This is a genomic window from Nocardia sp. NPDC058114 (genome assembly GCF_042884695.1).
GTDB lineage: Bacteria > Actinomycetota > Actinomycetes > Mycobacteriales > Mycobacteriaceae > Nocardia.
The window spans coordinates 1-22,611 of record NZ_JBHVTK010000009.1; the positions used below are offsets into that span (position 1 = coordinate 1).

At 68.3% G+C, this 22,611-nt stretch carries 22 protein-coding genes; 9 read left to right on the forward strand and 13 right to left on the reverse strand.

Annotated features, from left to right (window positions below; genetic code table 11):
* Positions 1-589 (reverse strand): DNA recombination protein RmuC (locus ACFVVI_RS27530; RefSeq protein WP_387447468.1); only part of this gene is annotated, 589 nt, incomplete at its 3' end.
* Positions 590-772: 183 nt separating this feature from the next.
* On the opposite strand from ACFVVI_RS27530, the gene ACFVVI_RS27535 reads away from it, so the two are divergent.
* A complete protein-coding gene (locus tag ACFVVI_RS27535) occupies positions 773-1,960 on the forward strand; it encodes an exonuclease SbcCD subunit D (protein WP_387447469.1) in 1,188 nt (395 codons plus the stop codon).
* Positions 1,961-2,006: 46 nt separating this feature from the next.
* Complete coding sequence (locus tag ACFVVI_RS27540; RefSeq protein WP_387447470.1) at positions 2,007-5,237, forward strand: AAA family ATPase; 3,231 nt, start codon at positions 2,007-2,009, stop codon at positions 5,235-5,237.
* 26 nt (positions 5,238-5,263) lie between these two features.
* On the opposite strand, the gene ACFVVI_RS27545 is transcribed toward ACFVVI_RS27540, so the two are convergent.
* From ACFVVI_RS27545 to ACFVVI_RS27575, 7 genes are all read right to left on the reverse strand, one after another.
* Positions 5,264-5,917 (reverse strand): YitT family protein, encoded by a 654-nt coding sequence (locus ACFVVI_RS27545; protein ID WP_379313941.1) that lies wholly within the window; start codon positions 5,915-5,917, stop codon positions 5,264-5,266.
* 76 nt (positions 5,918-5,993) lie between these two features.
* On the reverse strand, positions 5,994-6,506 hold the full coding sequence (locus ACFVVI_RS27550) for a methylated-DNA--[protein]-cysteine S-methyltransferase (RefSeq protein ID WP_387447471.1): 513 nt from the start codon (positions 6,504-6,506) through the stop codon (positions 5,994-5,996).
* Positions 6,499-8,112, reverse strand: coding sequence for a DNA-3-methyladenine glycosylase 2 family protein (locus ACFVVI_RS27555; protein ID WP_387447472.1), 1,614 nt, complete (start codon positions 8,110-8,112; stop codon positions 6,499-6,501). The genes ACFVVI_RS27550 and ACFVVI_RS27555 overlap by 8 nt, the downstream gene beginning before the upstream one ends.
* 67 nt (positions 8,113-8,179) lie before the next feature.
* Positions 8,180-8,350, reverse strand: coding sequence for a YbdD/YjiX family protein (locus ACFVVI_RS27560; RefSeq protein WP_379297953.1), 171 nt, complete (start codon positions 8,348-8,350; stop codon positions 8,180-8,182).
* 170 nt (positions 8,351-8,520) lie between these two features.
* Positions 8,521-10,773 (reverse strand): carbon starvation CstA family protein, encoded by a 2,253-nt coding sequence (locus ACFVVI_RS27565; protein ID WP_379313939.1) that lies wholly within the window; start codon positions 10,771-10,773, stop codon positions 8,521-8,523.
* Positions 10,774-10,898: 125 nt separating this feature from the next.
* Complete coding sequence (locus tag ACFVVI_RS27570; RefSeq protein ID WP_378996577.1) at positions 10,899-11,306, reverse strand: VOC family protein; 408 nt, start codon at positions 11,304-11,306, stop codon at positions 10,899-10,901.
* Positions 11,307-11,310: 4 nt separating this feature from the next.
* Positions 11,311-12,153: a helix-turn-helix domain-containing protein gene (locus ACFVVI_RS27575; RefSeq protein ID WP_378996575.1), complete on the reverse strand. Its 843-nt coding sequence runs from the start codon at positions 12,151-12,153 to the stop codon at positions 11,311-11,313.
* A 194-nt stretch (positions 12,154-12,347) separates the two neighbouring features.
* Between ACFVVI_RS27575 and ACFVVI_RS27580 the strand changes: the two genes are divergently transcribed.
* The 5 genes from ACFVVI_RS27580 (at position 12,348) to ACFVVI_RS27600 (ending at position 17,732) form a co-directional block, all read left to right on the forward strand.
* A complete protein-coding gene (locus tag ACFVVI_RS27580; protein WP_387447473.1) occupies positions 12,348-13,265 on the forward strand; it encodes a zinc-binding alcohol dehydrogenase family protein in 918 nt (305 codons plus the stop codon).
* Between the two features lie 113 nt (positions 13,266-13,378).
* Positions 13,379-14,458: a redox-regulated ATPase YchF gene (ychF, locus tag ACFVVI_RS27585; protein ID WP_378996570.1), complete on the forward strand. Its 1,080-nt coding sequence runs from the start codon at positions 13,379-13,381 to the stop codon at positions 14,456-14,458.
* Positions 14,459-14,692: 234 nt separating this feature from the next.
* Positions 14,693-15,997: a cytochrome P450 gene (locus ACFVVI_RS27590; protein WP_387447474.1), complete on the forward strand. Its 1,305-nt coding sequence runs from the start codon at positions 14,693-14,695 to the stop codon at positions 15,995-15,997.
* A 161-nt stretch (positions 15,998-16,158) separates the two neighbouring features.
* Entirely contained in the window at positions 16,159-17,115 is a 957-nt protein-coding gene (locus tag ACFVVI_RS27595; protein ID WP_387447475.1) for an alpha/beta fold hydrolase, read from the forward strand.
* A gap of 95 nt (positions 17,116-17,210) precedes the next feature.
* Positions 17,211-17,732 carry an ATP-binding protein gene (locus ACFVVI_RS27600; RefSeq protein WP_387447476.1) on the forward strand — a complete coding sequence of 174 codons (522 nt, stop codon included), beginning with the start codon at positions 17,211-17,213 and terminating at the stop codon, positions 17,730-17,732.
* Positions 17,733-17,767: 35 nt separating this feature from the next.
* On the opposite strand, the gene ACFVVI_RS27605 is transcribed toward ACFVVI_RS27600, so the two are convergent.
* From ACFVVI_RS27605 to ACFVVI_RS27615, 3 genes are all read right to left on the reverse strand, one after another.
* Complete coding sequence (locus tag ACFVVI_RS27605) at positions 17,768-18,337, reverse strand: TetR/AcrR family transcriptional regulator (RefSeq protein WP_387447477.1); 570 nt, start codon at positions 18,335-18,337, stop codon at positions 17,768-17,770.
* A 51-nt stretch (positions 18,338-18,388) separates the two neighbouring features.
* The gene (locus tag ACFVVI_RS27610) at positions 18,389-19,480 is read right to left on the reverse strand and encodes an agmatine/peptidylarginine deiminase (protein ID WP_378996559.1); all 1,092 of its coding nucleotides are present in this window, start codon (positions 19,478-19,480) and stop codon (positions 18,389-18,391) included.
* A 95-nt stretch (positions 19,481-19,575) separates the two neighbouring features.
* Positions 19,576-20,175, reverse strand: a complete 600-nt coding sequence (locus ACFVVI_RS27615; protein WP_378996557.1) for a class I SAM-dependent methyltransferase — start codon at positions 20,173-20,175, stop codon at positions 19,576-19,578.
* A gap of 121 nt (positions 20,176-20,296) precedes the next feature.
* On the opposite strand from ACFVVI_RS27615, the gene ACFVVI_RS27620 reads away from it, so the two are divergent.
* Both ACFVVI_RS27620 and ACFVVI_RS27625 read left to right on the forward strand, forming a co-directional pair.
* Complete coding sequence (locus tag ACFVVI_RS27620) at positions 20,297-21,250, forward strand: DoxX family protein (protein WP_379314487.1); 954 nt, start codon at positions 20,297-20,299, stop codon at positions 21,248-21,250.
* A 297-nt stretch (positions 21,251-21,547) separates the two neighbouring features.
* Positions 21,548-21,781: a hypothetical protein gene (locus ACFVVI_RS27625; protein WP_387447478.1), complete on the forward strand. Its 234-nt coding sequence runs from the start codon at positions 21,548-21,550 to the stop codon at positions 21,779-21,781.
* On the opposite strand, the gene ACFVVI_RS27630 is transcribed toward ACFVVI_RS27625, so the two are convergent.
* Complete coding sequence (locus tag ACFVVI_RS27630) at positions 21,778-22,101, reverse strand: hypothetical protein (RefSeq protein WP_378996551.1); 324 nt, start codon at positions 22,099-22,101, stop codon at positions 21,778-21,780. The two genes, ACFVVI_RS27625 and ACFVVI_RS27630, sit on opposite strands and share 4 nt — an antisense overlap.
* A 19-nt stretch (positions 22,102-22,120) precedes the next feature.
* Positions 22,121-22,606, reverse strand: a complete 486-nt coding sequence (locus tag ACFVVI_RS27635) for a MarR family winged helix-turn-helix transcriptional regulator (RefSeq protein ID WP_379314417.1) — start codon at positions 22,604-22,606, stop codon at positions 22,121-22,123.
* Between the last annotated feature and the right edge of the window lie 5 nt (positions 22,607-22,611).

A 22,611-nucleotide genomic window follows, 5' to 3' on the forward strand; every position in this document is an offset into this window, starting at 1 on the left:
CGTCCAGATACGCCGAGAACGGCACCTTCGCGTCGACGACGATGTGCCTGCCGCCGGCCAGCCGCACCACCATGTCGGGCCGGACCGCACCCCGATCGTCGCCGCCGGGCCGGGATACCTGGGTATCGAAGTCGCAGTGCCGGGTCATGCCGGCGAGTTCGACCACGCGTTCCAGCTGGATCTCACCCCACCGGCCGCGCACCTGCGGCGCCCGCAGCGCGGCGACCAGCTGGCCGGTCTGATCGGAGAGCCGATGCGAGGTGCGTTGCATGCCCGCGACCTGCTCGCGCAATCCCGAGTACGCGTCGATTCGATGGTGTTCGACCTGCCGGATCTGCTGTTCCAACGCGCCGACCGCGTCGCGCAGCGGATCGACCATCGCGCCGATCGCGGCCGAATGCCTGCGCGCCGCATCCTCGTTGGCCGAGTGCAGCGACTGCTGCAGCAACCGTTGATTGTCGCCGGCCGCGGCGAGCCGGGCTTCCGCGGTGGCGGCGCGTTGGCCACCCCGGGCGGAGTGCCCCAGCCAGCCGAGACCGAAGCCTGCGGCGAAGACGAAGACGAGCGCGACGAGCATCGAAGCGGTCATGGGAGGCGATACTGCCCGAGCCCACCGACAAGTTCGCAATTCCCGGGCAAACCGGGCATGGCGGCGGCATTCCCGCCGGACATCTTGGTGGTGTGCGCGCGGCCTCGCGCGCCACGCCGGTGAATTACACGCGTGTGGTGCGTCGATTGAAATCTGTCGGGGGTGTGCCCTACGGTTCGCGACATGCGGATCCTGCACACCTCCGACTGGCACATCGGGCGCACCTTTCACGGTGTCGACCTGCTGGCCGATCAGGCGCGGGTGCTGTCGGCCGTCGCGGAGCTGGTCGCGGCCGAATCGGTCGACGTGGTGGTGGTGCCCGGCGACATCTACGACCGCTCCATCCCCAATGCCGATGCCATCGGGGTCTGCAATCGTGGATTCGAGGCGATCCGGGCGGCGGGCGCGACGATCGTCGCCACCTCGGGCAATCACGACTCGCCCGCCAGGCTCGGTGCGGGCGCGAGCTTCGCCGCGGCCGGTGGCCTGCACCTGTGTACGCGGGTCGCCGACGCGCACCGGCCCATCGTGCTGTCCGATGACGACGGCGACGTGGCCTTCTACGGCATCCCGTATCTGGAACCGGAGATCACCCGGACCGAACTCGGTGTGCCACACGCGCACTCGCACACGGAGATCCTCGATGCCGCGATGAGCCGGATTCGTGCCGACATCGCCGCCAGGTCCGGCGCGCGCACGGTGGTGCTGGCGCACGCGTTCGTGATCGGCGGCGAGGCGACGGGTTCGGAACGGTCCATCTCGGTGGGTGGTGTGGAGACGGTGTCGATGTCGGCCTTCGACGGCATCGACTATGTGGCGCTGGGGCACCTGCATTCGCCGCAGACGCTCTCGGAGTCGGTGCGCTACAGCGGATCCCCGCTGCCGTATTCGTTCGGGGAGAGCTCCCATCGCAAGGCGGTCTGGATCGTCGACCTCGACGCGAAGGGTCTGGCGGCGGTGCACCGCCGCGAGCTGCCGCAGGTGCGCGGGCTCAGCAGACTCACCGGCACCATCGATTCCCTGCTCACCGGCGCCGAATTCGCCGCGGCCGAAGAGCACTACGTGTCCGCCACGATCACCGACATCACCCGTCCGGTGGATCCGATGCGTAAGCTGCGCGAGCGGTTTCCGCACGCGGTGCACGTGGAATGGGCACGGCCGGAAGGTAATCCGGAGTTGCACTACCGCGAGCGGGTGCACGGTCGTCGCGACACGGAGGTCGCGGCGAGCTTCCTGACCGACGTGCGTGGCACACCGAGCAAGGGGGAGATGGCATGGGTGGAGCGGGCGCTGGCCGCGGCGGTTCGCGAAACCGACTCGGGCCGAGGCGAATCCGCCCAGGAGCCGGTGGCATCGGAGCTGACTGCGTGAGCTCGCGCGCCGGGTTCACGGCGGCGCTCGTCGCCGGGGTCATCGCGTGAGGCTGCACCGGCTCGAACTCACCGCGTTCGGACCGTTCGCCGAGACCACCGTTGTCGATTTCGACGCACTCGGCGCCGACGGGCTGTTCCTGCTCCACGGGCATACGGGCGCGGGCAAGACGACCATCCTCGACGCCATCGCCTTCGCCCTCTACGGCAAGGTGCCCGGGGCGCGCGGCGAGAGCAAGCGCCTGCACTCCGACCACGCCGATTCGCAGACACCACCGAGTGTCGTGCTCGAGGCCACGCTCGGCGGCCGCCTGCTGCGCCTGACCCGCTCGCCCGAATTCGAGCGCCCGAAGAAGAACGGCACCGGAACCCGGCTGCTGCAACCCCAGGCCACGCTCACCTGGCTCGACGGCAGCGGTGAGAACCTCTCGCGCATCACCGATATCGGCGACGAGGTGCTGCGTCTGCTCGGCATGAGCGCCGACCAGTTCTTCCAGGTGGTGCTGCTCCCGCAGGGCGACTTCGCCAAATTCCTGCGAGCCGAGAACGAGGACCGCGAGAAACTGCTCGAAAAGCTCTTCGATACCCAACGTTTCGGTACCGCCGAGAAATGGTTGTCGGATCGGCGACGCGCGGCCGAAAGCGAACTCACCACGCGCCAGCAGGGCATCGACCGCCTGATCACCAAGGTCGGCATGGCGGCGGGATACGGCGGCGCGGAATCGATCGGCATCAAGGACTCGGTGACGTGGTCTCAGGAGCTGCTGGCCACCGCGCGTACCGCCCTCGCCGAGGCGACCACGAATTCCGAACTGCGTCACAAAGAATCGGCCGAGGCCCGCGCCGAAGCCGAAGAGCAACGCCGCGTCACCGAGCTGCGCACCCGCATGGCCGCGGCCCGCTCCGAACTGGACGCCTACACCGCCTCCGCTGCTCGCCGCGCCGAACTCGAACGCGAACTCGACCGAGCTCGCCTGGCTGAGCCCGTCGTCCATGCCATCGACGAGGCTCGCTCCGCGGTCCGTGGCCTGCGTCGCTCGGAAGCCGCCACCCGCGGCGCCGCAGCTGATCTGGCCGATCGTCTGAGTGCACCGGCGGCGGCCGATATCGCGGGTGTGGGCCTGCTGACCGTCGTACCGGCCGAGCCGAACAGCGATGGCGGCGTGGACGTCCAGGGTGATCTCGATGCGGCGATCAGCCAGTGGAACGCGCTGCTCGGTGTGCTCGGTGAGGTGCGCGCGGATGCGGTGATCGCACGCAGGCTCGCCGACGATCTCGCCGTTCACGAGAGCGAATCCGCCCAGCTCACGCGGCGTGCGGCGGAGCTGGCGCAGCGGCGGGTCGAACTGCCGGCACTGATCGGTTCTGCTCAGGAACAGCTCCGCGAGGCCACCGACGCGGCCGCAGCGCTGCCCGGGGTTCGCAACGAGCTGGCCAAGTGGCAGGACGCGGCGGCGGCCGCTGTCGAGATCGCCCGTCGCCGACCAGCTTTGGACGCGGCGCGCGGTGAACACGACACCGCATGGCGCACCCACCTCGACGCCAGGGAGCGTGTCCTCGACCTGCGCACCCGCCGCCTTGCCGGCATGGCCGCCGAACTCGCGGGCGCGCTCACCGAGGGTGCGCCGTGCACGGTCTGCGGGTCCGCCGATCACCCGGAGCCCGCGCAGCCCACCGACGACGCGGTGTCCAAGGACGCCGAGGACGCCGCACAGGCGGCCGAACAGGTCGCCGAGGCCGCGCGGGATCGCCTCGCCGAACGCATCAGCGCCATCGAACGCGAGATCGAGGCGCTGACCGCGCGTGATGGCGACGCCGACCCCGTCGCCCTCGCCGCCGCGGTCCGCACCGCCACCCACCGCTTCGACGATACGGCCGAAGCCGCTGAACGCGCCCCCGCCCTGACCAGCCGCCTGGAGGCCCTGCGCACCGAGGAAGCCGCCCTGCACGAGCAGTCCCGCGACTTGGACGCCCGCCTCGGCACCAGCACGGCCAACATCGCGGCCACTCGCACCCGCCTCGAAGAACTCACCACCCGCCTGCGTGCCGCCGCGGGCGCCGACGCCACCGTCGACGCCCGCACGACCCGCCTCGAATCCCTCATCACCGCCGCCACCACCCTCCGTACCGCCCGTACCGAGGAGGGCACCGCCCGCGACGCCGTCCGCACCGTCGCCACCCGTGTGGAAAACCTCGCCCGTACAGCAGGTCTCGTTCCGGCGGGATACGAGGCGAGTGCGCAGCTCGAGGCACACGAATCGACGACTCGTACCGCCGGGCGAACTGCGGTCGCCGATGCCGATACGGGCGTTCCCAGCCTGTTCGATCTTTTCGATGACGAGCCGCTCGATGACGAGCCGGTCGGCGAAGAGCCGGTCGAACCAGCACCGCCTCGCGACGACATCGCCCTGCTGACCGCCTACGCCCAGGTCGTCACCGCCGCCGCTCGGACCGCGCAGCAGCAGGCCGCGATCGAAGCCGAACTCACCGCCGCGGACCGGGCCCGCGCACATGCCGAGACGGTGCTCGCCGAGCCCCGGATCCAGGCGGTCGCCGAGCAGACGCCGGGCGACCTGAACGCGCTCGAGCAGCGCTTCACCGAAGCTCAGAGTGCGCTCACCGCGGCGGTGGCGGCCCGGTCGGCGGCCACCGAGCGGGTCGCCCAGCTCGAGCAGCTGGGGACGCAGCTGTGGGGTGAGGTCGAGCGGATCGCGCCCGAGCAGCGTGTCTTCGACGAACTGGCGGCCCTGGCGGAAGTGGTCGCGGGCAGGGGCGAGAACAACCGGCGAATGTCGTTGCGCTCCTATGTTCTCGCGGCACGGCTCGAAGAGGTCGCGGTCGCGGGATCACTGCGTCTGCGCCGGATGTCCGGTGGCCGTTACGAATTCGTCCACTCGGACAAGGCGGGACCACGGGGCAGACGCGGCGGCCTCGGGCTCGACGTCCGCGACGACTACACCGGCGCGATCCGCTCGGCGAAAACGCTCTCCGGCGGCGAAACCTTCATGGCCTCGCTGGCATTGGCACTCGGTCTGGCCGATGTGGTCGCCGCCGAAACCGGTGGGCTGGTCCTGGACACCCTGTTCATCGACGAAGGCTTCGGCAGCCTCGATGCCGACACTCTCGACGCCGTGATGGGTGTCCTCGACGAACTGCGGGCGAACGGGCGCGTGGTCGGCGTCGTCAGCCACGTAGACGAAATGCGCCAGCGCATCCCCAGCCGCCTCCACGTGGTGCGCGGCCGGGCAGGATCGCGGCTGGAAGCCACCGTCGCCTGAGTTCGCCCGGTGAGGCCGTCACCATGTCAGCACGGCGCGGCGGGAGCCTGCGGACGCTCCACGGATGGCGCCGCTTCCTGGCGGGCGAGCGGCGTGAATCCGGGGAGCTTGCCGTCGACGAACGGGATCATCAGCTGGACCAGCGGGCCGATTCCGAAGGCGTAGACCAGCGTGCCGATTCCCACGCTGCCGCCGAGGAACCACCCGGTGGTCAGCACCGAGACCTCGATCCCGGTGCGAACCGACCACACCGGCCAACCGGTCCGCGCGACCAGTCCAGTCATCAGTCCATCGCGCGGACCTGGCCCCATTCCCGCACCGATGTAGAGCACTGTCGCCGCCGCGTTCACCACCACCGCGGCGACCATGGCCAGTACCCGCAGCCACACGCCGTCCACGGCGGGGATCGCCCACAACCCGGCGTCGACCGCGATCGCGATCACCACCACGTTGCTGACGGTCCCCAGCCCCGGCCGCTGCCGCAACGGAATCCAGGCGAGTAGCACAGCGATCCCGGTCAGCGCGGTCACCACACCGAAACTCAGCGGCACATGCGCGGCGACCCCTTGGTGGAACACGTCCCACGGGTCGAGCCCGAGCCCTGCTCGGATCATCACTGCCATCGAGGTGCCGTACAACCACAAACCGACGTACAGCGCGACCAACCGACGAGTGAGCATAGGTAACAGAATCCGGCCTACTGGACCTGGAAAAAAGAGCCAATCGGCGATCACTGGCCTGATCGTGTGCCGCTGCTCAGCTTTCGTGCGCGAGCAACCAGGCCTTGGCTTGCAGCCCCCACCGGAACCCGCCGAGCGCTCCGCCGATCCGCAGCACACGATGGCACGGCACGAACAGCGCGGCGGAGTTGCGCGCGCAGGCGTTGGCCGCGGCCCGCGTGGCTGCCGGACGCCCGGAGAGTCCGGCGAACTCCGTGTAGGTGACCGGTTCACCGGCCGGTACCTTGCGCAGGACTTCCCAGGCATGGACGAGGAACTCACCGGACTGTTGACGCACCGCGATCGCGTCGATCGCGGTGATATCACCTGCGTGATAGTCGATGACGGCCTTGGTCACCGCGCCGAGCGAATCCCGTTGCCGCAGTTCGGCCGGGCGCAAGGTCGCATGGATCAGGCCGGTCAGCGTGGTCGGGTCGCCGGTCCAGCCCGAGGCGAGCACGGCGCCGTCGGAATCGGCGATGGTGGTGAACGGGCCGATCGGCGTGCTGACGGTCGCCACATCGGCGAGACGAAGAGCAGTGTCAGTCATGGGTTTTCGCTTCCTGAGGAGAGGGTTCACGGACAAGCGCGCCACGATGTTCGAGCGCGGTCTTCCACAAGTGCATGGACAGATACGAGCGCCACGGCGCCCAGCGGGTGGTGTCGCCGAGGTCGATCCCGGCCAGCGCGGCTCCTTGGCGCACGACGAGGTCGGTGTCGAGCAGGATGTCGGGATCGGCCAGCGATCGCATGGTGACGTAGTCGGCCGTCCACGGCCCGACTCCATCGAGTGCGAGCAGGTCGCGCCGCAGATCATCGGCGGTACGGCCGGAATGCAGGACCAGTTCGCCGTCGGCGAGCGCCCGCGCCGCGGCCACGATCGCGGCCACCCTGCGCGCGGGCCCGGTCAACACCTCGGCACCGTGTTCGGCGACCGCCTCGGCCGTCGGGAACAGTCGCGGCACCGGTCCTTCGATCGGCTCGCCGAGTGCGTCCACCAGCCGCGCGACATGCGTCCCCGCTGCCCGCACCGAAATCTGTTGCCCGATCATCGTGCACAGCAACAACTCTGATCCATCAAGGCACCCGGGCACGCGAATCCCCGGCGTGAATCCGTGCCCCGCGATTCCGTGCGCAACCCCTGCGGCACCCGAATCGGTTGCGCCATCACCGGATCGGTCGTCACTGCCGAACACGCGGCCGCCGCCGTGACCACCACGGCCGTCGGCTCCGGTCGTTGCGTCGATGCCGAGTGCCGCGTCGATCCCCAGCGGATCCGCGTCCAGATCGAGCAGACGCCGCACCCGGGCGACAGTCGGAGCGAGATCACGCATATCCCGCAATGCCAACTCCGCCCGCACATGACCGGGCTGGAAAGACAGCCGAACAGTCGCGTGCCCGTGCGGAGTACGCAGGCTGCGCGTGTAGACCCCGTCCTCCCACTGTTCCGTCCCGGCCACCGCGTGCGCCGAGAGGAACCAGGTCAGCCACCCGGTATCGAGCGGCTCGCGGTACGGCAGCCGCAAGGTCAGCAATCCGGGGGTGCCGGGTGCGACGACATCGGCGCGCGGCGACCGGCGTAATTCGGTCCGCATCGTTGTCGGACTCACCGCGAAGACCTCGCGCACGGTGTCGTTGAACTGCCGAATGCTGGCGAACCCCGCCGCGAACGCGATATCCGACATCGGCATCTCGGTGGTCTGGATGAGCAGCCGCGCGGTGTGCGCACGGTGCGCCCTGGCCAGCGCGAGCGGGCCTGCCCCGAGTTCGGTGGTGAGCACGCGGGTGAGCTGGCGCTGCGAATAGCCGAGGGTGGCGGCCAGTCCGGGTACCCCGCCACGCTCGATCACCCCGTCGCCGATCAGCCGCATGGCGCGAGCGGCCAGGTCGGCTCGCACATTCCACAGGGGTGACCCGGGCGCGGCGTCGGGCAGGCACCGGCGGCACGCGCGATAACCGGCCTGCTGCGCCGCCGCCGCGGTGGGCAGGAACGACACATTGGCCCGCTTGGGTGTGATCGCCGGGCACGAGGGCCTGCAGTAGATGCCGGTCGTGCGTACCGCGGTGAAGAACTGCCCGTCGAAGCGGGAGTCGCGGGTGGAGACCGCCCGGTAGCAGCCCTCGAAGTCCAAAGCAGTGATGGTCACGAGTTCCACAATGACACCCGCGCGAGCGGGGTGCTAGCGGAAATCGGCCACCGATCCCGCGGGTCTGGGACCGCGATCAGCAGCAGCGATTGGTGGGATTGCGCTCGGCTTCGGCATAGCGTTCGCGCCAGTAGTCGCGCACGGACGGCACCGGGGCCCCCGGATGCGTGCGACGCAAGTGGTCGACATACCGCTGGTAATCCTGGCCGCCGTTGATCGCGCTGTACCAGCGGGCGACTGCGCGCATCGCCGCCCACGCTCGGCCGAGAACCGCCCGCAGGCGTGCCCCCACGGTCGCATCCGAGCTCGCGGTAGCGATCGACGCTGTCCTGTCGACCAGCCCGGTGCGGTCGGTCGTCACGGCCGGGGCGCGGACGGCCGATCCACTGAACCGGCCGCCCGCATCCCTGGTCCCGCTCAAGAGACGTGCGCCGATCCGGGCGCGCTCACCTTGCCCTCGGCGATCAGCACGTCCCACTCCTTCTGCACGTCCTTCTCGGCGGAGGTGGCGACGAAACCGCTCGGGGCGAAGATCTTCGACGGCTGTTCCTCGGACTCGGTGCTGGTCACCGTGCCCGTGCGAATCGCCTTCGCGCACACCAGCACTCCGACGGCGGTGACGATCAGTACCAGCACCGCGAAAACGATCGACAGCGTGCCCTGGATGAAGGTGTTGCGGATCGCGATGTCGACCTGCTCGGGCGTCTTGGCGGTCAGGCAGGCCTTGCCCGCGTCCTTGGCGGCCTGGCACAGGCTGTGCTGTTTCCAGTAACCGAGCTTGGGATCGTCGGAGAAGATCTTCTGCCACGACGCGGTCATCGTGACCAGCAGATCCCACGCCAGCGGAACACCGGGAATCCACGCCCACTTCCACTGCCCGCGCTTGACGATGATCGTGAGCACCACGATCAGCGCGATCGCCGCGAGCAACTGGTTGGCGATGCCGAACAGCGGATACAGCGCGTTGATGCCACCGAACGGATCGTTCACGCCCATCAGCAGCACCCCGCCCCAGCCCGCGACCACGATCAGCGAGCACAGCCAGGCGCCGATCCGCCACGACGGATCGCGGAACTTCTTGAACCCGCCGCCGAAGTTGCCCAGCGCGTCCGAGACCAGGAAGCGCGCCACACGAGTGCCCGCGTCGATGGTGGTGAGGATGAACAGCGCCTCGAACATGATGGCGAAGTGGTACCAGAAGGCCTTCATCGTCGAGCCGCCGAGGAATTGGGAGAAGACCTCGGAGATGCCGACCGCCAGGGTCGGGGCGCCGCCGGTGCGCGAGACGATCGACTTCTCGCCCACATCGGCGGCCGCGTCGGTGAACAGCTCCGGTGTCGCGGGCGGCCCGGACAGGCCGAGCGAATTCGTGAACTTGGCAGCACCTTCGGCCGTGCCACCGGTGAGTCCGGCCGAGGCATTCATGCCGAAGTACAGGTGCTGGTCGATGATCGAGGCGGTGATGATCGCCATGACCGCGACGAACGACTCCATCAGCATGCCGCCGTAGCCGATCATCTTGGCATTGGATTCCTTGGCCAGCAGTTTCGGTGTCGTGCCGGAGGAGACCAGCGCGTGGAAACCCGAGAGCGCACCGCAGGCGATGGTGATGAACAGGAACGGGAACAGACTGCCCGCGAATGCGGGACCCGCACCGGTATGCGCGAATTCGGAGACGGCGGGCGCCTTCAGCACTGGCATCGTGATCAGGATGCCGACCGCGAGCAGCACGATCGTGCCGACCTTCATGAACGTCGACAGGTAGTCACGCGGGGCGAGCAGCAGCCACACCGGCAAGACCGAGGCGATGAAGCCGTAGGCGATCAGGCACCACGCGATGGTGGTGCGCGAGAGGGTGAACCAGTCCGCGCCCCACTCGGTTTCGGATACCCAGCCACCGCCGATGATCGCGGCCAGCAACAACACGATGCCGATCGCGGACACCTCGCCGACCGCACCCGGCCGCAGATACCGCAGGTACACGCCCATGAACAGCGCGATCGGGACGGTCATCGCGATGGAGAACACGCCCCACGGGCTCTCGCCGAGCGCGTTCACCACGACCAGTGCCAGCACCGCGAGCAGGATCGTCATGATCACCAGAATCGCCACGATCGCCGCGACGCCACCGACGAGGCCGAGCTCGTCGCGCGCCATCTGACCGAGGCTGCGGCCGCGCCGACGGGTGGAGGCCCACAGCACCAGGTAGTCCTGCACCGCGCCGGCGAAGACCACGCCGACGATGATCCAGATGGTGCCGGGCAGATAGCCCATCTGCGCGGCCAGCACCGGACCGACCAGCGGACCGGCGCCCGCGATGGCGGCGAAGTGGTGCCCGTAGAGCACCCGCCGGTCCATCGGCATGAAATCTTTGCCGTTGTCATAGATTTCGGCGGGCGTGGCCACGTCGTCGCGCGGCTTGGTGATCTTCCACTCGATGAACCGCGCGTAGAAGCGGTAGGCGATGATGTAGGTACAGACCGCCGCGATCACGATCCACACCGCGTTCACGGACTCGCCGCGCACGAACGCGATGATCGCCCACGCGATAGCGCCGAGAACGGCGATCCCCGCGAACACGGCCTTCTTGGCGGGCGTGATCGGCGTGCGATCGACGACACCGACCGGAGGCAAGTCCGGGTCGGTCCGCAGATGTTCGATGGTCGCCATTGACTCAACTCTCCTGTATAACGCGCAGAGCCTCGGGTGAAGCAAACGACAACGTAGCCGATCGCCGAACTGCGACGGAGAGGTTCGCACACGATCGTGCGCAGAATGAAATTTTGTTCAGCAGGTCATTCGCCTCGGTACGTGCCGAAGCTCCAGAGGTTGCCTTCCGGGTCGGCGGCGCTGAAGCCGCGGGAGCCGTAGTCCTCGTCGCGTAGCTCGCGGATGATCCTCGCGCCCGCGGCCTTCGCCCTGTCGTAGAGCGCGTCGGGGTTGTCGGTGACCAGGTAGAGGTTGGCGACGCCCGGTGGCCGGGTGCCGAAGGGGGTGTCGTCGCGGCCCGTGGAGCCGAACATGATGCCGCCGCCGCCCGGCAGGCGCAGTTCACCGTGTTCGACGACCGAGTCGTCGTTTTCCCTGGCGTAGACCGCGGTCGCTTCGAAACCGAAGGCGGTGGTGAGGAACTCGATCATGGCGCGGGCGTCGTCGAAGGCGAGGCAGGGCCAGATGGTGGTGGTGTTGGTTGAAGTGTCCATGCGTTCAGCCTCGCGCTTCCGCCGCGTTCGGGTCTTGGACGGATGGAATCTCCTCGGCGAGCCAGGCGGTGGGGGCCACGCCTGCCAGCTCGGCGAAGTCGCGGTTCAGGTGCGCCTGGTCGTAGTAGCCGCAGGTGGTCGCGATCTGGGCGATGGAGACATAGGACGGGGTGCCCGCCAGCATGCGCTTGGCTCGCTCGAATCGGATGATCCGTGCGGCCAGCTTGGGGCTCGCGCCGAATTCGGCGGTGAACTTGCGGGTCAGGTGCTGACGGGTCCAGCCGATCCGATCCGCGAGCGGGTTGATCGAGCAGGTGCCGCCGGTTTTCACGAGAGCGTGCCAGGCCCACGTCAATTCGGGCCCGGCCAGCGTGTCGGTGCGTGCCGCGGCGGTCAAGGCTCGATCGCACGCGGCGAACCGGCTCGGCCAATCCTGGTGCGACTGCACGGCATCGGCGAGTTGATCGCCCAGAGTTCTCTGCGCTTGGGAGCATTCGATCGACATGTCCCACAGTTCGCTCGCGGGCATGCCGAACAGCACTCGGCAACCCAGCGGGGTCAGCTCGATCGCGACGCCTTCCTGAAAACCGGTGTGCGCGATCAACGCCGGGCTCGCCTGTAGGCCGCTCAAGACACAGCGGTAGCTGCCGGGGGCCTGGTGCGGGTCGGTCTGCTCGACGACATCGATGGTCGGGCCGACGGCGACGATGAACGTCATGTGCCGTGAGGGAAGGCCGCGATGCAGGCCCGGCTCGAAACCCGCGAGTCGATAGCCCACGTACCGGTCGATGAACGCTGCCAGCACCGGCGCGGGGGCCGCGGTCACCACCTCCGTGGTCGCCTCCATACGGGCCACGCTACGCCGGGTGTGTGGGATTACCCACGCGTCTCGAGCATCGCCGCGGGGTAACCGGACCGTGAGGGTGCTCTCCGCGGCGCGGCGGAGGCGGTGAGATTTCGCACTCACGGGCTCATGGCCTGTGGAAACGCGAGGTCAGCCGGTTAATCTTGCGCCTTCGCTCAATTTACGCAGGAGGTGTCATGCGGCGGGTTCAATACGAGCGCGGCAGTGGTTCGGAGGCGCTCGAAGTCGTCGCGGCCGAGGTGCCGGTGCCCGGTGCCGGTGAGCTGCTGGTGCGGGTCGAGGCGATCGGGGTCACCCTGTCGGCGATTCGGCGGATCAGTGGCGACGCGGAGCAGGTGCGTGCCGAGGTGGCCGGTGAGGTCGTCGCGGTCGGTGACGGGGTCGACGGCTACAGCGCCGGCTACCGCGTCGTCGGCCTGTGCACCGCTGACGCCTACGCCGAGTACGTCGTGCTCGCGATCGACCAGGTCTCGGCGATCCCGGACGGCGCTTCTGCCGTCGACGCCGTCGCCCTGATGCGCAGCGGTCTCGTCGCCCTCGGCGCTCTCGACACCGCCGTACCGCGCGACGGCGAAACGGCGCTGGTCACCGCCGCCGCGGGTGGTGTCGGCCACCTCGCGGTGCAGCTGGCCCGCGTGCGTGGCGCGAGCTGGGTAGTCGGCGCGGTCTCCGACGAGTCGAAGGTCGACTTCGTGCGTGAACTCGGCGCCGACGAGGTGTTCACCTACGACCAGCTGCACTGCGGCAAGCAGGCCGACTACGCCCTCGACGGTGTCGGTGGCACCGGTCTCGGCGGCACCCTTGCCGGTCTCGCCGAAGGCGGTCGCGCGGTCACCTACGGCACCGGCGGCGGCCTCGTCGACACCGAAGACCTCCTCGCGGGCGGCAAATCCCTCACCGGTTTCCGGATCGGCCGTCTCGCCCAGCGCGACCCGGCTCGCTACGAGGACCTGCGACAGGAGGTGTGGCAGTACTACGCTTCCGGCCTGCTGCATCCGGTGGTGCACGCCGAGTTCGCCCTCGACGACGCCGCTGCCGCCCACGCGGTCATCGAACAGCGCGCCAACCTGGGCAAGGTCGTCCTCGTTCCCTGACCGATCCGTCGGGAGGGGCCGTTCGCGGTCCGGCTCGCTGGTCAGGTGCCTGACCAGCGGGCCACAAGGGGGCCGCGAACCCGCCGCGCCGCAGGTGCGGCAAGATAATCACAGTGAGCCTCACCCTCGGAATCGTCGGCCTGCCCAATGTCGGAAAGTCGACGCTGTTCAACGCGCTGACCAAGAACGACGTGCTGGCCGCGAACTACCCGTTCGCGACCATCGAGCCCAACGTCGGCGTGGTCCCGCTGCCCGACCCGCGCCTGAACAAGCTCGCCGAGATCTTCGGTTCCGAGAAGATCGTTCCCGCCGTGGTGTCGTTCGTCGACATCGCCGGCATCGTGAAGGGCGCCTCCGAAGGCGCCGGCCTCGGCAACAAGTTCCTGGCCAACATCCGTGAGGCCGACGCGATCTGCCAGGTCGTGCGCGTGTTCGCCGACGACGACGTGATCCACGTCGACGGCCGGGTCGACGCCGCCGCCGACATCGAGGTCATCGAAACCGAGCTCATCCTCGCCGACCTGCAAACCCTCGAGAAGGCCATCCCGCGCCTCGAGAAGGAAGCCAGGGTCAAGAAGGACCGCAAGCCCCTGCTCGACGCCGCCAAGGTCGCCGAAGGTTTCCTCAACGAGGGCACCACGCTGTTCGCCGCGGGCAAGAAGATCGACGCCGACCTGCTGCGTGAGCTCTCCCTGCTCACCATCAAGCCGTTCCTCTACGTCTTCAACGCCGACGAGTCCGTCCTCACCGACGAGGCCAAGGTCGCCGAGTTGAAGGCTTCCGTCGCCCCCGCCGACGCTGTCTTCCTCGACGCCAAGGTCGAAGCCGAACTTCTCGAACTCGACGACGAATCCGCCCTCGAACTCCTGGAATCCATCGGCCAGTCCGAACCCGGCCTGCACGCCCTCGCCCGCGCCGGTTTCCACACCCTCGGTCTGCAGACCTACCTCACCGCAGGCCCGAAGGAATCCCGAGCCTGGACCATCCATCAGGGCGACACCGCCCCCAAGGCCGCCGGCGTCATCCACACCGACTTCGAACGCGGCTTCATCAAGGTCGAACTCGTTGCCTTCGACGACCTGGTCGAGGCGGGATCGATGGCCGCCGCCAAGGCCGCGGGCAAGGTCCGCATGGAGGGCAAGGAATACGTCATGCACGACGGCGACGTCTGCGACTTCCGCTTCAACGTGTAAACCCTTGCGCCTGGGGCGATCGGCGAAGCCTCAGGCGCACGATCTCCCTTCGGGAGGTCTTGACCAGTTCTGTCCTGTGCTGCTGACCTCGGTCGCTCGACGGACCGCCGCGCTGCCTGCCCATGCTCTCGAGATCCCCTTCCGGCGGGTCCCGCGCGCCCTGTGATGTTCGTTATAGCCGTGTGCTATTCGTTGCAACCACAGGATGCGCCGGTTCGAACGACGGAGGGCTGGATGAAACCGCATTACATGTATCGGTGGGTCAACAATCACGGGTTGGTTCTGCTGTTCAAGAAGATGCTGATCCGGCGTGGCAATCCGTTCGCCCGGTTGATCGGCGGCGCGGAGGGTATCGAGAATCCGTACGCGCTGATCGAGGAGATGCGCGGGCAGGGCGGGTTGATCCGCGCCCTTCCGGTATGGATCACCTTCGATCACGATATGGTCCGGGAAATCCTGCGCGACAACCGTTTCGGTGTCGGTATACCGACGGTGTTCGGGATTCCGGGGCCGGTGATGCGCGCGCTGGAGCGCCGGCCCCTCCCGCCGAATCTGATGGATCCGCCGTCGATGCTGGTGGTCGACGATCCCGAGCACAACCGGATGCGCAAACCGGTCTCCGCGGCGTTCACCCCGCGTGCCATCGCCCGGCTGCGCGACCGGATCGAGACGGTCACCGGGGAACTGCTCTGGGCGCTCCCCGACGACGGGCCCACCGACCTGGTCGCGCGGTACGCGGCGCAGGTCCCCATCGCCATCATCTCCGAGATGCTCGGCTTCCCGGACGCCGACCGCGAGATGTTCCTGCACTGGGGTGACGACATCAGTCCGTTGCTCGACCTCGGGATCTCGTGGCAGACGCACCAGCGGGCGATGGAATCCTCGGAGCGACTGCACCAGTATCTCGTCGAGCACCTCGAGCGACTGCGCGCCGAGCCCGGCGACGACATCCTCAGCAGCCTGGTCACCTCGGGGGACCTGTCCACCTACGAACTGTGCGCGTCGGCGACCCTGCTGATGGCCGCGGGCTTCGAAACCACGGTCAACCTGATCGGCAAGGGCATCGTCTGGCTGCTCCAGCACCCCGAACAGCTGGACCGGTTGCGTGCCGAGCCCGAACTCTGGACCAACGCGGTGGAGGAGATCCTCCGGATCGATCCGCCGGTGCAGTCCACCGCGCGCACCACCAGGACAGCGCTGGAGATCGGTGGTGTCCGGTTGCGCGAGGGGTCGACGGTGGTGCTGTCGCTGGCCGGCGCGAACCGCGACCCCGCCGTGTTCACCGACCCGGCCCGCTTCGACGTAACCAGGGGCAACGCCAAGAATCATCTGTCCTTCAGCAGCGGTAGTCATGTGTGCCTCGGCGCCGGTCTGGCCCGGATGGAAGCCGCGCATGCCCTGCGCGCGCTGTTCGAGACGTATCCGGATCTGCGATTGACCCATCCGCCCACCCGTCGGCCGCTGTTCACCCTGCACGGTTATCAGCACCTACCCGCGCACACCGGTCCACGCGTCCGCAGCCAGGTCCCCATCGGCTGACCCGCTCAGCACGCCCCGCCACCGGGTGAGCTCGACGAGCGACACCTAGGTGGTGTTCTGCGCACCCTCGGAGGAGCGGTCCAAGCACTCGGGGACCTGCTGGTGAAACCCGTTTCGGTGGAGAGTTGAACCTGTCACCACACGCGAAACCGGAGGCTCCGATGTCGATCATCAGCACAATCGCCCACTCGGCGGAGCGTCGTGTCTCGGTGTCGACCGGTGACGGGGTGGAGCTCGCGGTTCGTGAGTACGGGGCGCGGAACGCGGACATGACGGTTGTTCTCATTCACGGGCATTGCCTGCGGACCGAATCGTGGACGGATGTGCGGGACGCGCTGCTGCGCGCGCACTCCGGTGCCAAGGTCGTCTGCTACGACCATCGCGGGCACGGCGACTCCGCTATCGCGTCGAGGAAGACCTACAACATCGAACAGCTCGGTCATGATCTGCACGACGTGCTCGACGTTGTCGCGCCGACCGGCCCGGTCGTGCTGGTCGGGCATTCGATGGGTGGCATGACCGTGCTGACCTACGTCGACCAGTACCGGCACGAGGTCGGGACGCGCATCGTCGGTGTCGGGCTCGTCGCCACCGCCGCGAGCGGGCTCGCCGACGCGGGTTTCGGCCGGCTGCTGCACAACCCGATCGTCCCTGTCTTCCAGGCCGCGGTGCGGTGCGCACCGCGGCTGATGCAGCACGCGAAAGTGCTGGCCTGCAAGGTCTTCGCCCCGGTCGTGCGCGCTGCCGAGTTCGGTGATCGCAAGGTCAGCCGGCGCGTGCTGGCACTGGCCGAGGCGATGCACAACGCGACGTCGATCGTGACCATGGCCACCTTCCTGAGCGCCTTCAAGACCTTCGACCGCACCGCCGCCCTGGGCACCCTCTCGACCGTTCCCACCATGATCCTGTGCGGTTCCGCCGACCTGATGACGCCGCCGTCGCATTCGGTCGCCATGGCCGCCGCCGTCGACTACGCCGACTTCGTTCAGATCGACGGCGCGGGTCATTCGGTCATCCTGGAACAGCCCGCCCAGGTCGCCCAGGCCATCGCCCGGCTGGTCGCTCGCGCGGACCGCGCCGGTCGGCCCGCACGCGCCCAGCTGGCCCTCGCCGCCTGAGTCAGCCACCGGCGCAGGATCAGCTCTCGTCGAGCTGGGGACGCCGGACGGATCGGCCGGTGACGTCGGCGAAGTAGCTGCTACGGTCCGATTCTGTGATCGTTTGGCTCAACGGGACCCATGGCGCAGGCAAGACGACGACCAGTGGGCTCGTGCAACAGCTGATTCCGGATTCGCGGGTGTTCGATGCCGAGAAGGTCGGTGAGACGCTCATGGACGTCACGCCGGGGCTGCTCGCGACGAACAACTTCCAGCATTGGCCACCGTGGCGCCCCCTGGTGGTCGAGACCGCCCGGCACATTCTCGACTACACCGGCGGCACGCTGGTGATGCCGATGACCGTGCTGGTCGAGCAGTACTGGCGCGAGATCAGTACCGGGCTCGCGCGGCACGCGATCCCGCTCCGGCACTTCGTCCTGCACGCGGACCAGCAGACCCTGCGCGGGCGTATCGAGGGCGACACCGTTCTCGGTCCGTCGGCATTCCGTCTCGCGTATCTCGAGCCCTACGCGGAGGCTGCCCGTACGTGGCTGCACAGTGAGGCCGAGGTCGTGGACACCACGCTTCTCACCCCTGGTGAGGCTGCCCAGCGGATCGCGGACGCCGTGAACAAGTGACGGGCCGGTCGAGCGAAGACTGCTCGAGCAGTCGGCTAAGCCCTGTCGAGTTCGAGTTCTATTGCGCTGGTGAGGAGCTGGCGAGCTCGGGGGAGGGGCAGCGAGCCGCTGTGCCAGCGTTCGCTGAGGCCTTCCACCAGTGTGGTGAGGCGTTCCGCGGTGATGCCGGCGTCGACGGTGGCCGCGACTGTGCCGGATTGCTGGGCCCGGCGGATGAGGGTTTCCACGTCGGCGTTCCAGGCTTCGGTGGTGGCGCACAGGGGCGCGCGCAGGTCGGGGTGGAAGACCGCGCTGGCGCGCAGTTCGCCCCAGGCGACGCTGGTTTCGCGGACTCGGTCGGTGTCTTGGAGTTCGAGCAGCAGCATGTGCTCGACCTGCGCGCGCGGATCGGTCGCATCGGCGGCGTCCGTGTAGGTCTGGGCGCGGTGGTTGATGTGTTCGAGCGCGGCGCGCAGGATGCCCGCGCGATCCTTGAAGTGGTAGTAGATCAACGCGGTGGACACTTCGGCCGCCGCGGCGAGCTTCTCGACGCGCAGGCCGCGTACGCCGTCCTCGGCGATGACGCGGACGGCGGCTTCCATGATCTGGGTACGACGGTCCGACACGATTCCTCACAGTAGGCGCACGTGATCGCGGCGGTGGTGCCGCTGCCGGGCTCAGCCGGCGGGTTCCTGCTGGGTGGTGCAGTGGATACCGCCGCCACCAGCGGCGATGCCATCGATGTTGATCTGCACCACCTCCCGGCCGGGAAACAGCCGCTCCAGGGTGGATTTGGTGGCGGCATCGGTCGCCGGATCACCGAATTCGGGGCCGACGACGGCACCGTTGCAGACGTAGAAGTTGATGTAGCCCGCGGCGAAATCGTCGTCCGCGAACTGCTCGCGCACCGTGGCCGGACCCTCGAGCACCTCGACTCGCAGCGCGCGACCGTGCGCGTCGGTCGCCGAGCGCAGGATGTCGAGGTGGCGACGGGTGACGTCGTAGTCGAAGGAATCCGGGTCGTTGTCGAGCCCGGCGACGACCACGCCGGGACCGGCGAAGCGGGCGTAGAAATCTGTGTGCCCGTCGGTGATGTCCGCGCCCGCGATGCCGGGCAGCCAGATCACCTTCTCGATACCGAGCAGGTAGTCGAGTTCCTCTTCGACATCGGCCTTCTTCCAGCCGGGGTTGCGATTGTTGTTGAGTACGCAGCTCTCGGTGATGATCGCCGTGCCCTCTCCGTCGACCTCGAGCGCGCCGCCTTCGAGTACCAGATCGGTGTGCAGAGTCTCGACGCCCGCGCGGCCGGTGACGAACTGCGCCACCTTGCTATCGGCGCGGTAATCCTGCTTCTCACCCCAGCCGTTGAAGTTGAAATCCACACCGGCCCTGGCATTGCCGCTCCGCACGAACACCGGGCCGGTGTCGCGCATCCACAGGTCGTCGAGGTCGGTGGTGATCAGCTCCACGTTCGCGTTACCGATCAGGCTCTGCGCCCGTGCCAGATCGCCGGGGCGCACCAGCATCGAGACCGGTTCGAAGCGGGCGATCGTGGTGGCGATGGTGGCCAGGTTGCGCTGGACCTCCGGCACCAGCTTCGCGCCCCAGATCTGCTCGTCGGCCACGAACGCCATCCAGGTGCGCTGGTGCGGCTGCCCCTCCTCGGGCATGAGCCAGGTCCTGTCGTCGCTGTCTGCGCTGTCGTCGCAGCCCGCCACCAGCACGCTGAACGCGGCCATCGTGGCCTGGACGAACGTACGTCGTCGCATCGGGTTCTCCTTTCCGCTGTCGAGAACCGTACATCCTGACTGAAAATTTAGTCAAGAATGGCGATCCGTGTCAGCCAGGTGACGGCGTCGTGGTTTCACGACTTGACGACCGCCAGCGCGGAGTGGGGCCGGACGTCTCCCACTGCGGGGTGGTGGAGGCGGTCGACCTCGGTGAATCCGGCCGCGCGCAGGACTTCGGCGAGCTGGTCGGTGGGGTAACGGTAGGCGGTGGTGACTTTGTGGGGGAAGGGTTCGACGGTGTCGGTGGACTCGAAGAAGCCGATCACCAGGCGGCCGTTCGGGGTGAGCACCCGGTGGAATTCCGCCAGCACGGTGGGGAGTTCCGCAGGGGGCATGTGGATGAGCGAGAACCAGGCGAGAATGCCGGGGACGGACGCGGTGGGCGCATCGAGGGAACGGATCGAGCCGAGTTCGAACGCGATGTCCGGGTAGGCCGCCCGCGCGTAGGCGATGAATTCGGGGACCAGGTCTATGCCGGTGGCGGGGACGCCGGCGTCGGTGAGGAACTTCGTGAAGTGGCCGGGGCCGCAGCCGAGGTCGAGGACGGGGCCCGGGGCCAGGTGGGTGAGGGCGAAGGCCGCGTCGTCGGGGGGGAGGTCGGAAGGGGAGCCGAACAGATCGATGTAGAGGGTGTGGATGGCGGTGTAGGCGGCTTGGACGGTGTTGTCGGGCACCCGGTCGACGCTAGTCACTGAACAGGGCATGCCCGGTTTCGTCCATCGTTTGTGATGGGAAGACCCGGGTAGTCGAATGTAGGGAGCCGTTTTCCCAGTCGTAGACACGAAGGGATCGACGATGCCGATCAAGCCTGTTCGACGCATTGCTCGCGCACTGCTGGGGACCACGTTCGTGGCCGCCGGAGTGAACGGGTTGATGAATCAGAAGCCCCGCGCCGCCGCCGCCAACGCGCTGGCCGACAAGGGCAGGACCGGCCTGCCCGACGCACTCGCGGCACGGGTGCCCGACGATCCGAGTCAATTCGTCCGCGTGAACTCCGCGGCGCAGGTGGTCGGTGGGTTGTTGCTGGCCAGCGGACGCGCGCCGCGGCCCGCGGCCCTGGTGCTCGCCGCGACCGTGGTGCCGGGAACCGTCACCGAGCAGGACTTCTGGGCCGAGAACGACCCCGACCGCAGGGCAGCCAAGCGGGTGGGGTTCTTGAAGGACCTCGGGTTGCTCGGCGGGCTGATGATCGCGGCGGCCGACACCGAGGGCAAGCCGTCGCTGGGCTGGCGGGCCCGGCGAGCGTTCTCGCGTGAGGAGCCCCGCATCGCGGCCGAGGGCGCTGCCATCGCCGCCGCGGCCAAGGTTCGGGGCGCGCACCTCGCCGACGTCGCCCACGAGCAGGGCGCGCATCTGGCGGAGGTCGCGAACGAGCGAGGCACCGCGCTGGCCGAGATCGCCCGGGAACGTGGGCCGCAGCTGGCCGACGCGGTGCGCAGCCGCAGCGCCCATCTGGTCGAGGTGGCCAAGGATCGTGGCCCCGAGGTGGCCGAGGCCGTGCGCAGCCGTGGCGCGCACCTGGTCGAGGTGGCCAAGGATCGAGGTCCCGAGGTGGCCGAGGCGGCGCGCACCCGCGGTGCCCAGATCGCCGACGTCGCCAAGGAGAAGGGTCCCGAGCTGGCCGAAGCCGCGCGCGAACGAGGCACGTATCTGGTGGATACGGCTCGCGAACGCGGTTCGGAATTGGCCACCGCCGCACGGGAGCGTGAGGAGATCGCAGCTCCCGCACGCCGGTGGTCGAGGCGATAGCACTCGAATCTCCGAGGCCGGGCCACGATGACGAGGTGAACCCGGCCGGTCTGTTCGTTATGCCCCGATAATCGTGGTCTGGCGTTCCCACCTGCTGTGGCGCACCATAAATCCGGGGTCGGGCATACCGACGAACTCACCGCGCGAACCTGACATCGGGGCAATCCGGCGAATTAGGTTTGGCGGTGAGTTCTGGTGTGAATACTGGGCATTCGCAATGCTTTTCGACAGAGTGGGATTCATCTGATGTTGTCCGGTCGTGAAACGTCCAAGCCGTATGCCGTTCGAGTCGCAGTGGTGGGAGCGACGGTGCTGATCGGACTGCTCGGTTCGGCGGGAACCGCTGCGGCACTTCCGGGTTCGGGCTCGGCATCCGGTTCGGCCAGTGGTTCCGCGAACCTGGCCTCGGGTTCGGCTTCCGGGTCGGGTGCGGTCGATCCGGCGGTCGCTTCCTACCTCACCTGGCAGTCGACGCAGTTCATCCACAACACCCTGCGCATGCTGCTCTCGGTCCCGCTGCGCAACAGTTAGTTCCAGGCTTTTTCCCAGCGCTCCGCTGCCCAGTCGCGCACCTCGCCGCTGAGCAGAATCGCGGGTAGCAGCAGCGCGAAGCCGATCAGCAGGATCGCCAGGCGTACCCACACACTGAGTTCGCCGAGGGCGCGCAGCAGCGCGGGCAGGACGCAGAGCACGGCGAGCGCGACGAGGACGATCGCCGCGAGATTGTGTCCTGGCCCGGCGATCAGCGCGGCGCAGACACCGAAGCACAGGCCGAGGACCAGTCCGCCGACGCCGACGAAGTAGTTGTCCCAGGAAAGCCAGCTCGGGCGGGTAGACCGGTGAGTGACCACGCCGGGCAGCCTAGCGCGCTCAGCTGTCGCTGTGCGGCGGTCTGGGCCACGGGTTTTCCTCCAGCTGTTCGACCGACCGGTTGAACTTGCGCATCAGCCTGCTGAGCTCGGTGACATCGTCGGCGTTCCAGTCGGCGACGACCTTGCCGATATCGCTGCTGCGGTGCCGTCGATCGGCTTCGAGCGCGGCCTTCCCGTCGGCGGTCATCTTGATCTTGCGGGCGACACCGCCGTCGGGATCGGGAACTCGTTGCACCAGTTCCTGCTTCAACATCGCGCCGACCTGGCGGTTGATGGTGGAGATGTCGAGCTGGAAGGACTCCGACAACTCGCGCAGGCTCAGCGGTTCGCCGAGATCGAGCCGGGTCAGGATGAGGAACGCCGATCGGTCGAGCAGGAAACCGGGGCGTCTGCGGGTGGTGGTGGGGAAGTGCCGCGAGATCAGGTTCAGCTCGAACACCAGGCGGGTGAAGGGGGTGTCGTCGGCGGGGCCGGAATCGGGCATGTGCC

What these genes read in the sequence shown, in the direction of transcription:
- ACFVVI_RS27535 (WP_387447469.1), top strand. Translation starts at nt 773, where the DNA reads ATGCGGATCCTGCACACCTCCGACTGGCACATCGGGCGCACCTTTCAC.
- ACFVVI_RS27545 (WP_379313941.1), bottom strand. Translation starts at nt 5,917, where the DNA reads ATGCTCACTCGTCGGTTGGTCGCGCTGTACGTCGGTTTGTGGTTGTAC.
- ACFVVI_RS27550 (WP_387447471.1), bottom strand. Translation starts at nt 6,506, where the DNA reads ATGACTGACACTGCTCTTCGTCTCGCCGATGTGGCGACCGTCAGCACG.
- ACFVVI_RS27560 (WP_379297953.1), bottom strand. Translation starts at nt 8,350, where the DNA reads ATGCGCGCAGTCGCCCGCTGGTACAGCGCGATCAACGGCGGCCAGGAT.
- ACFVVI_RS27565 (WP_379313939.1), bottom strand. Translation starts at nt 10,773, where the DNA reads ATGGCGACCATCGAACATCTGCGGACCGACCCGGACTTGCCTCCGGTC.
- ACFVVI_RS27570 (WP_378996577.1), bottom strand. Translation starts at nt 11,306, where the DNA reads ATGGACACTTCAACCAACACCACCACCATCTGGCCCTGCCTCGCCTTC.
- ACFVVI_RS27575 (WP_378996575.1), bottom strand. Translation starts at nt 12,153, where the DNA reads ATGGAGGCGACCACGGAGGTGGTGACCGCGGCCCCCGCGCCGGTGCTG.
- ACFVVI_RS27580 (WP_387447473.1), top strand. Translation starts at nt 12,348, where the DNA reads ATGCGGCGGGTTCAATACGAGCGCGGCAGTGGTTCGGAGGCGCTCGAA.
- ACFVVI_RS27590 (WP_387447474.1), top strand. Translation starts at nt 14,693, where the DNA reads ATGAAACCGCATTACATGTATCGGTGGGTCAACAATCACGGGTTGGTT.
- ACFVVI_RS27595 (WP_387447475.1), top strand. Translation starts at nt 16,159, where the DNA reads ATGTCGATCATCAGCACAATCGCCCACTCGGCGGAGCGTCGTGTCTCG.
- ACFVVI_RS27610 (WP_378996559.1), bottom strand. Translation starts at nt 19,480, where the DNA reads ATGCGACGACGTACGTTCGTCCAGGCCACGATGGCCGCGTTCAGCGTG.
- ACFVVI_RS27620 (WP_379314487.1), top strand. Translation starts at nt 20,297, where the DNA reads ATGCCGATCAAGCCTGTTCGACGCATTGCTCGCGCACTGCTGGGGACC.
- ACFVVI_RS27635 (WP_379314417.1), bottom strand. Translation starts at nt 22,606, where the DNA reads ATGCCCGATTCCGGCCCCGCCGACGACACCCCCTTCACCCGCCTGGTG.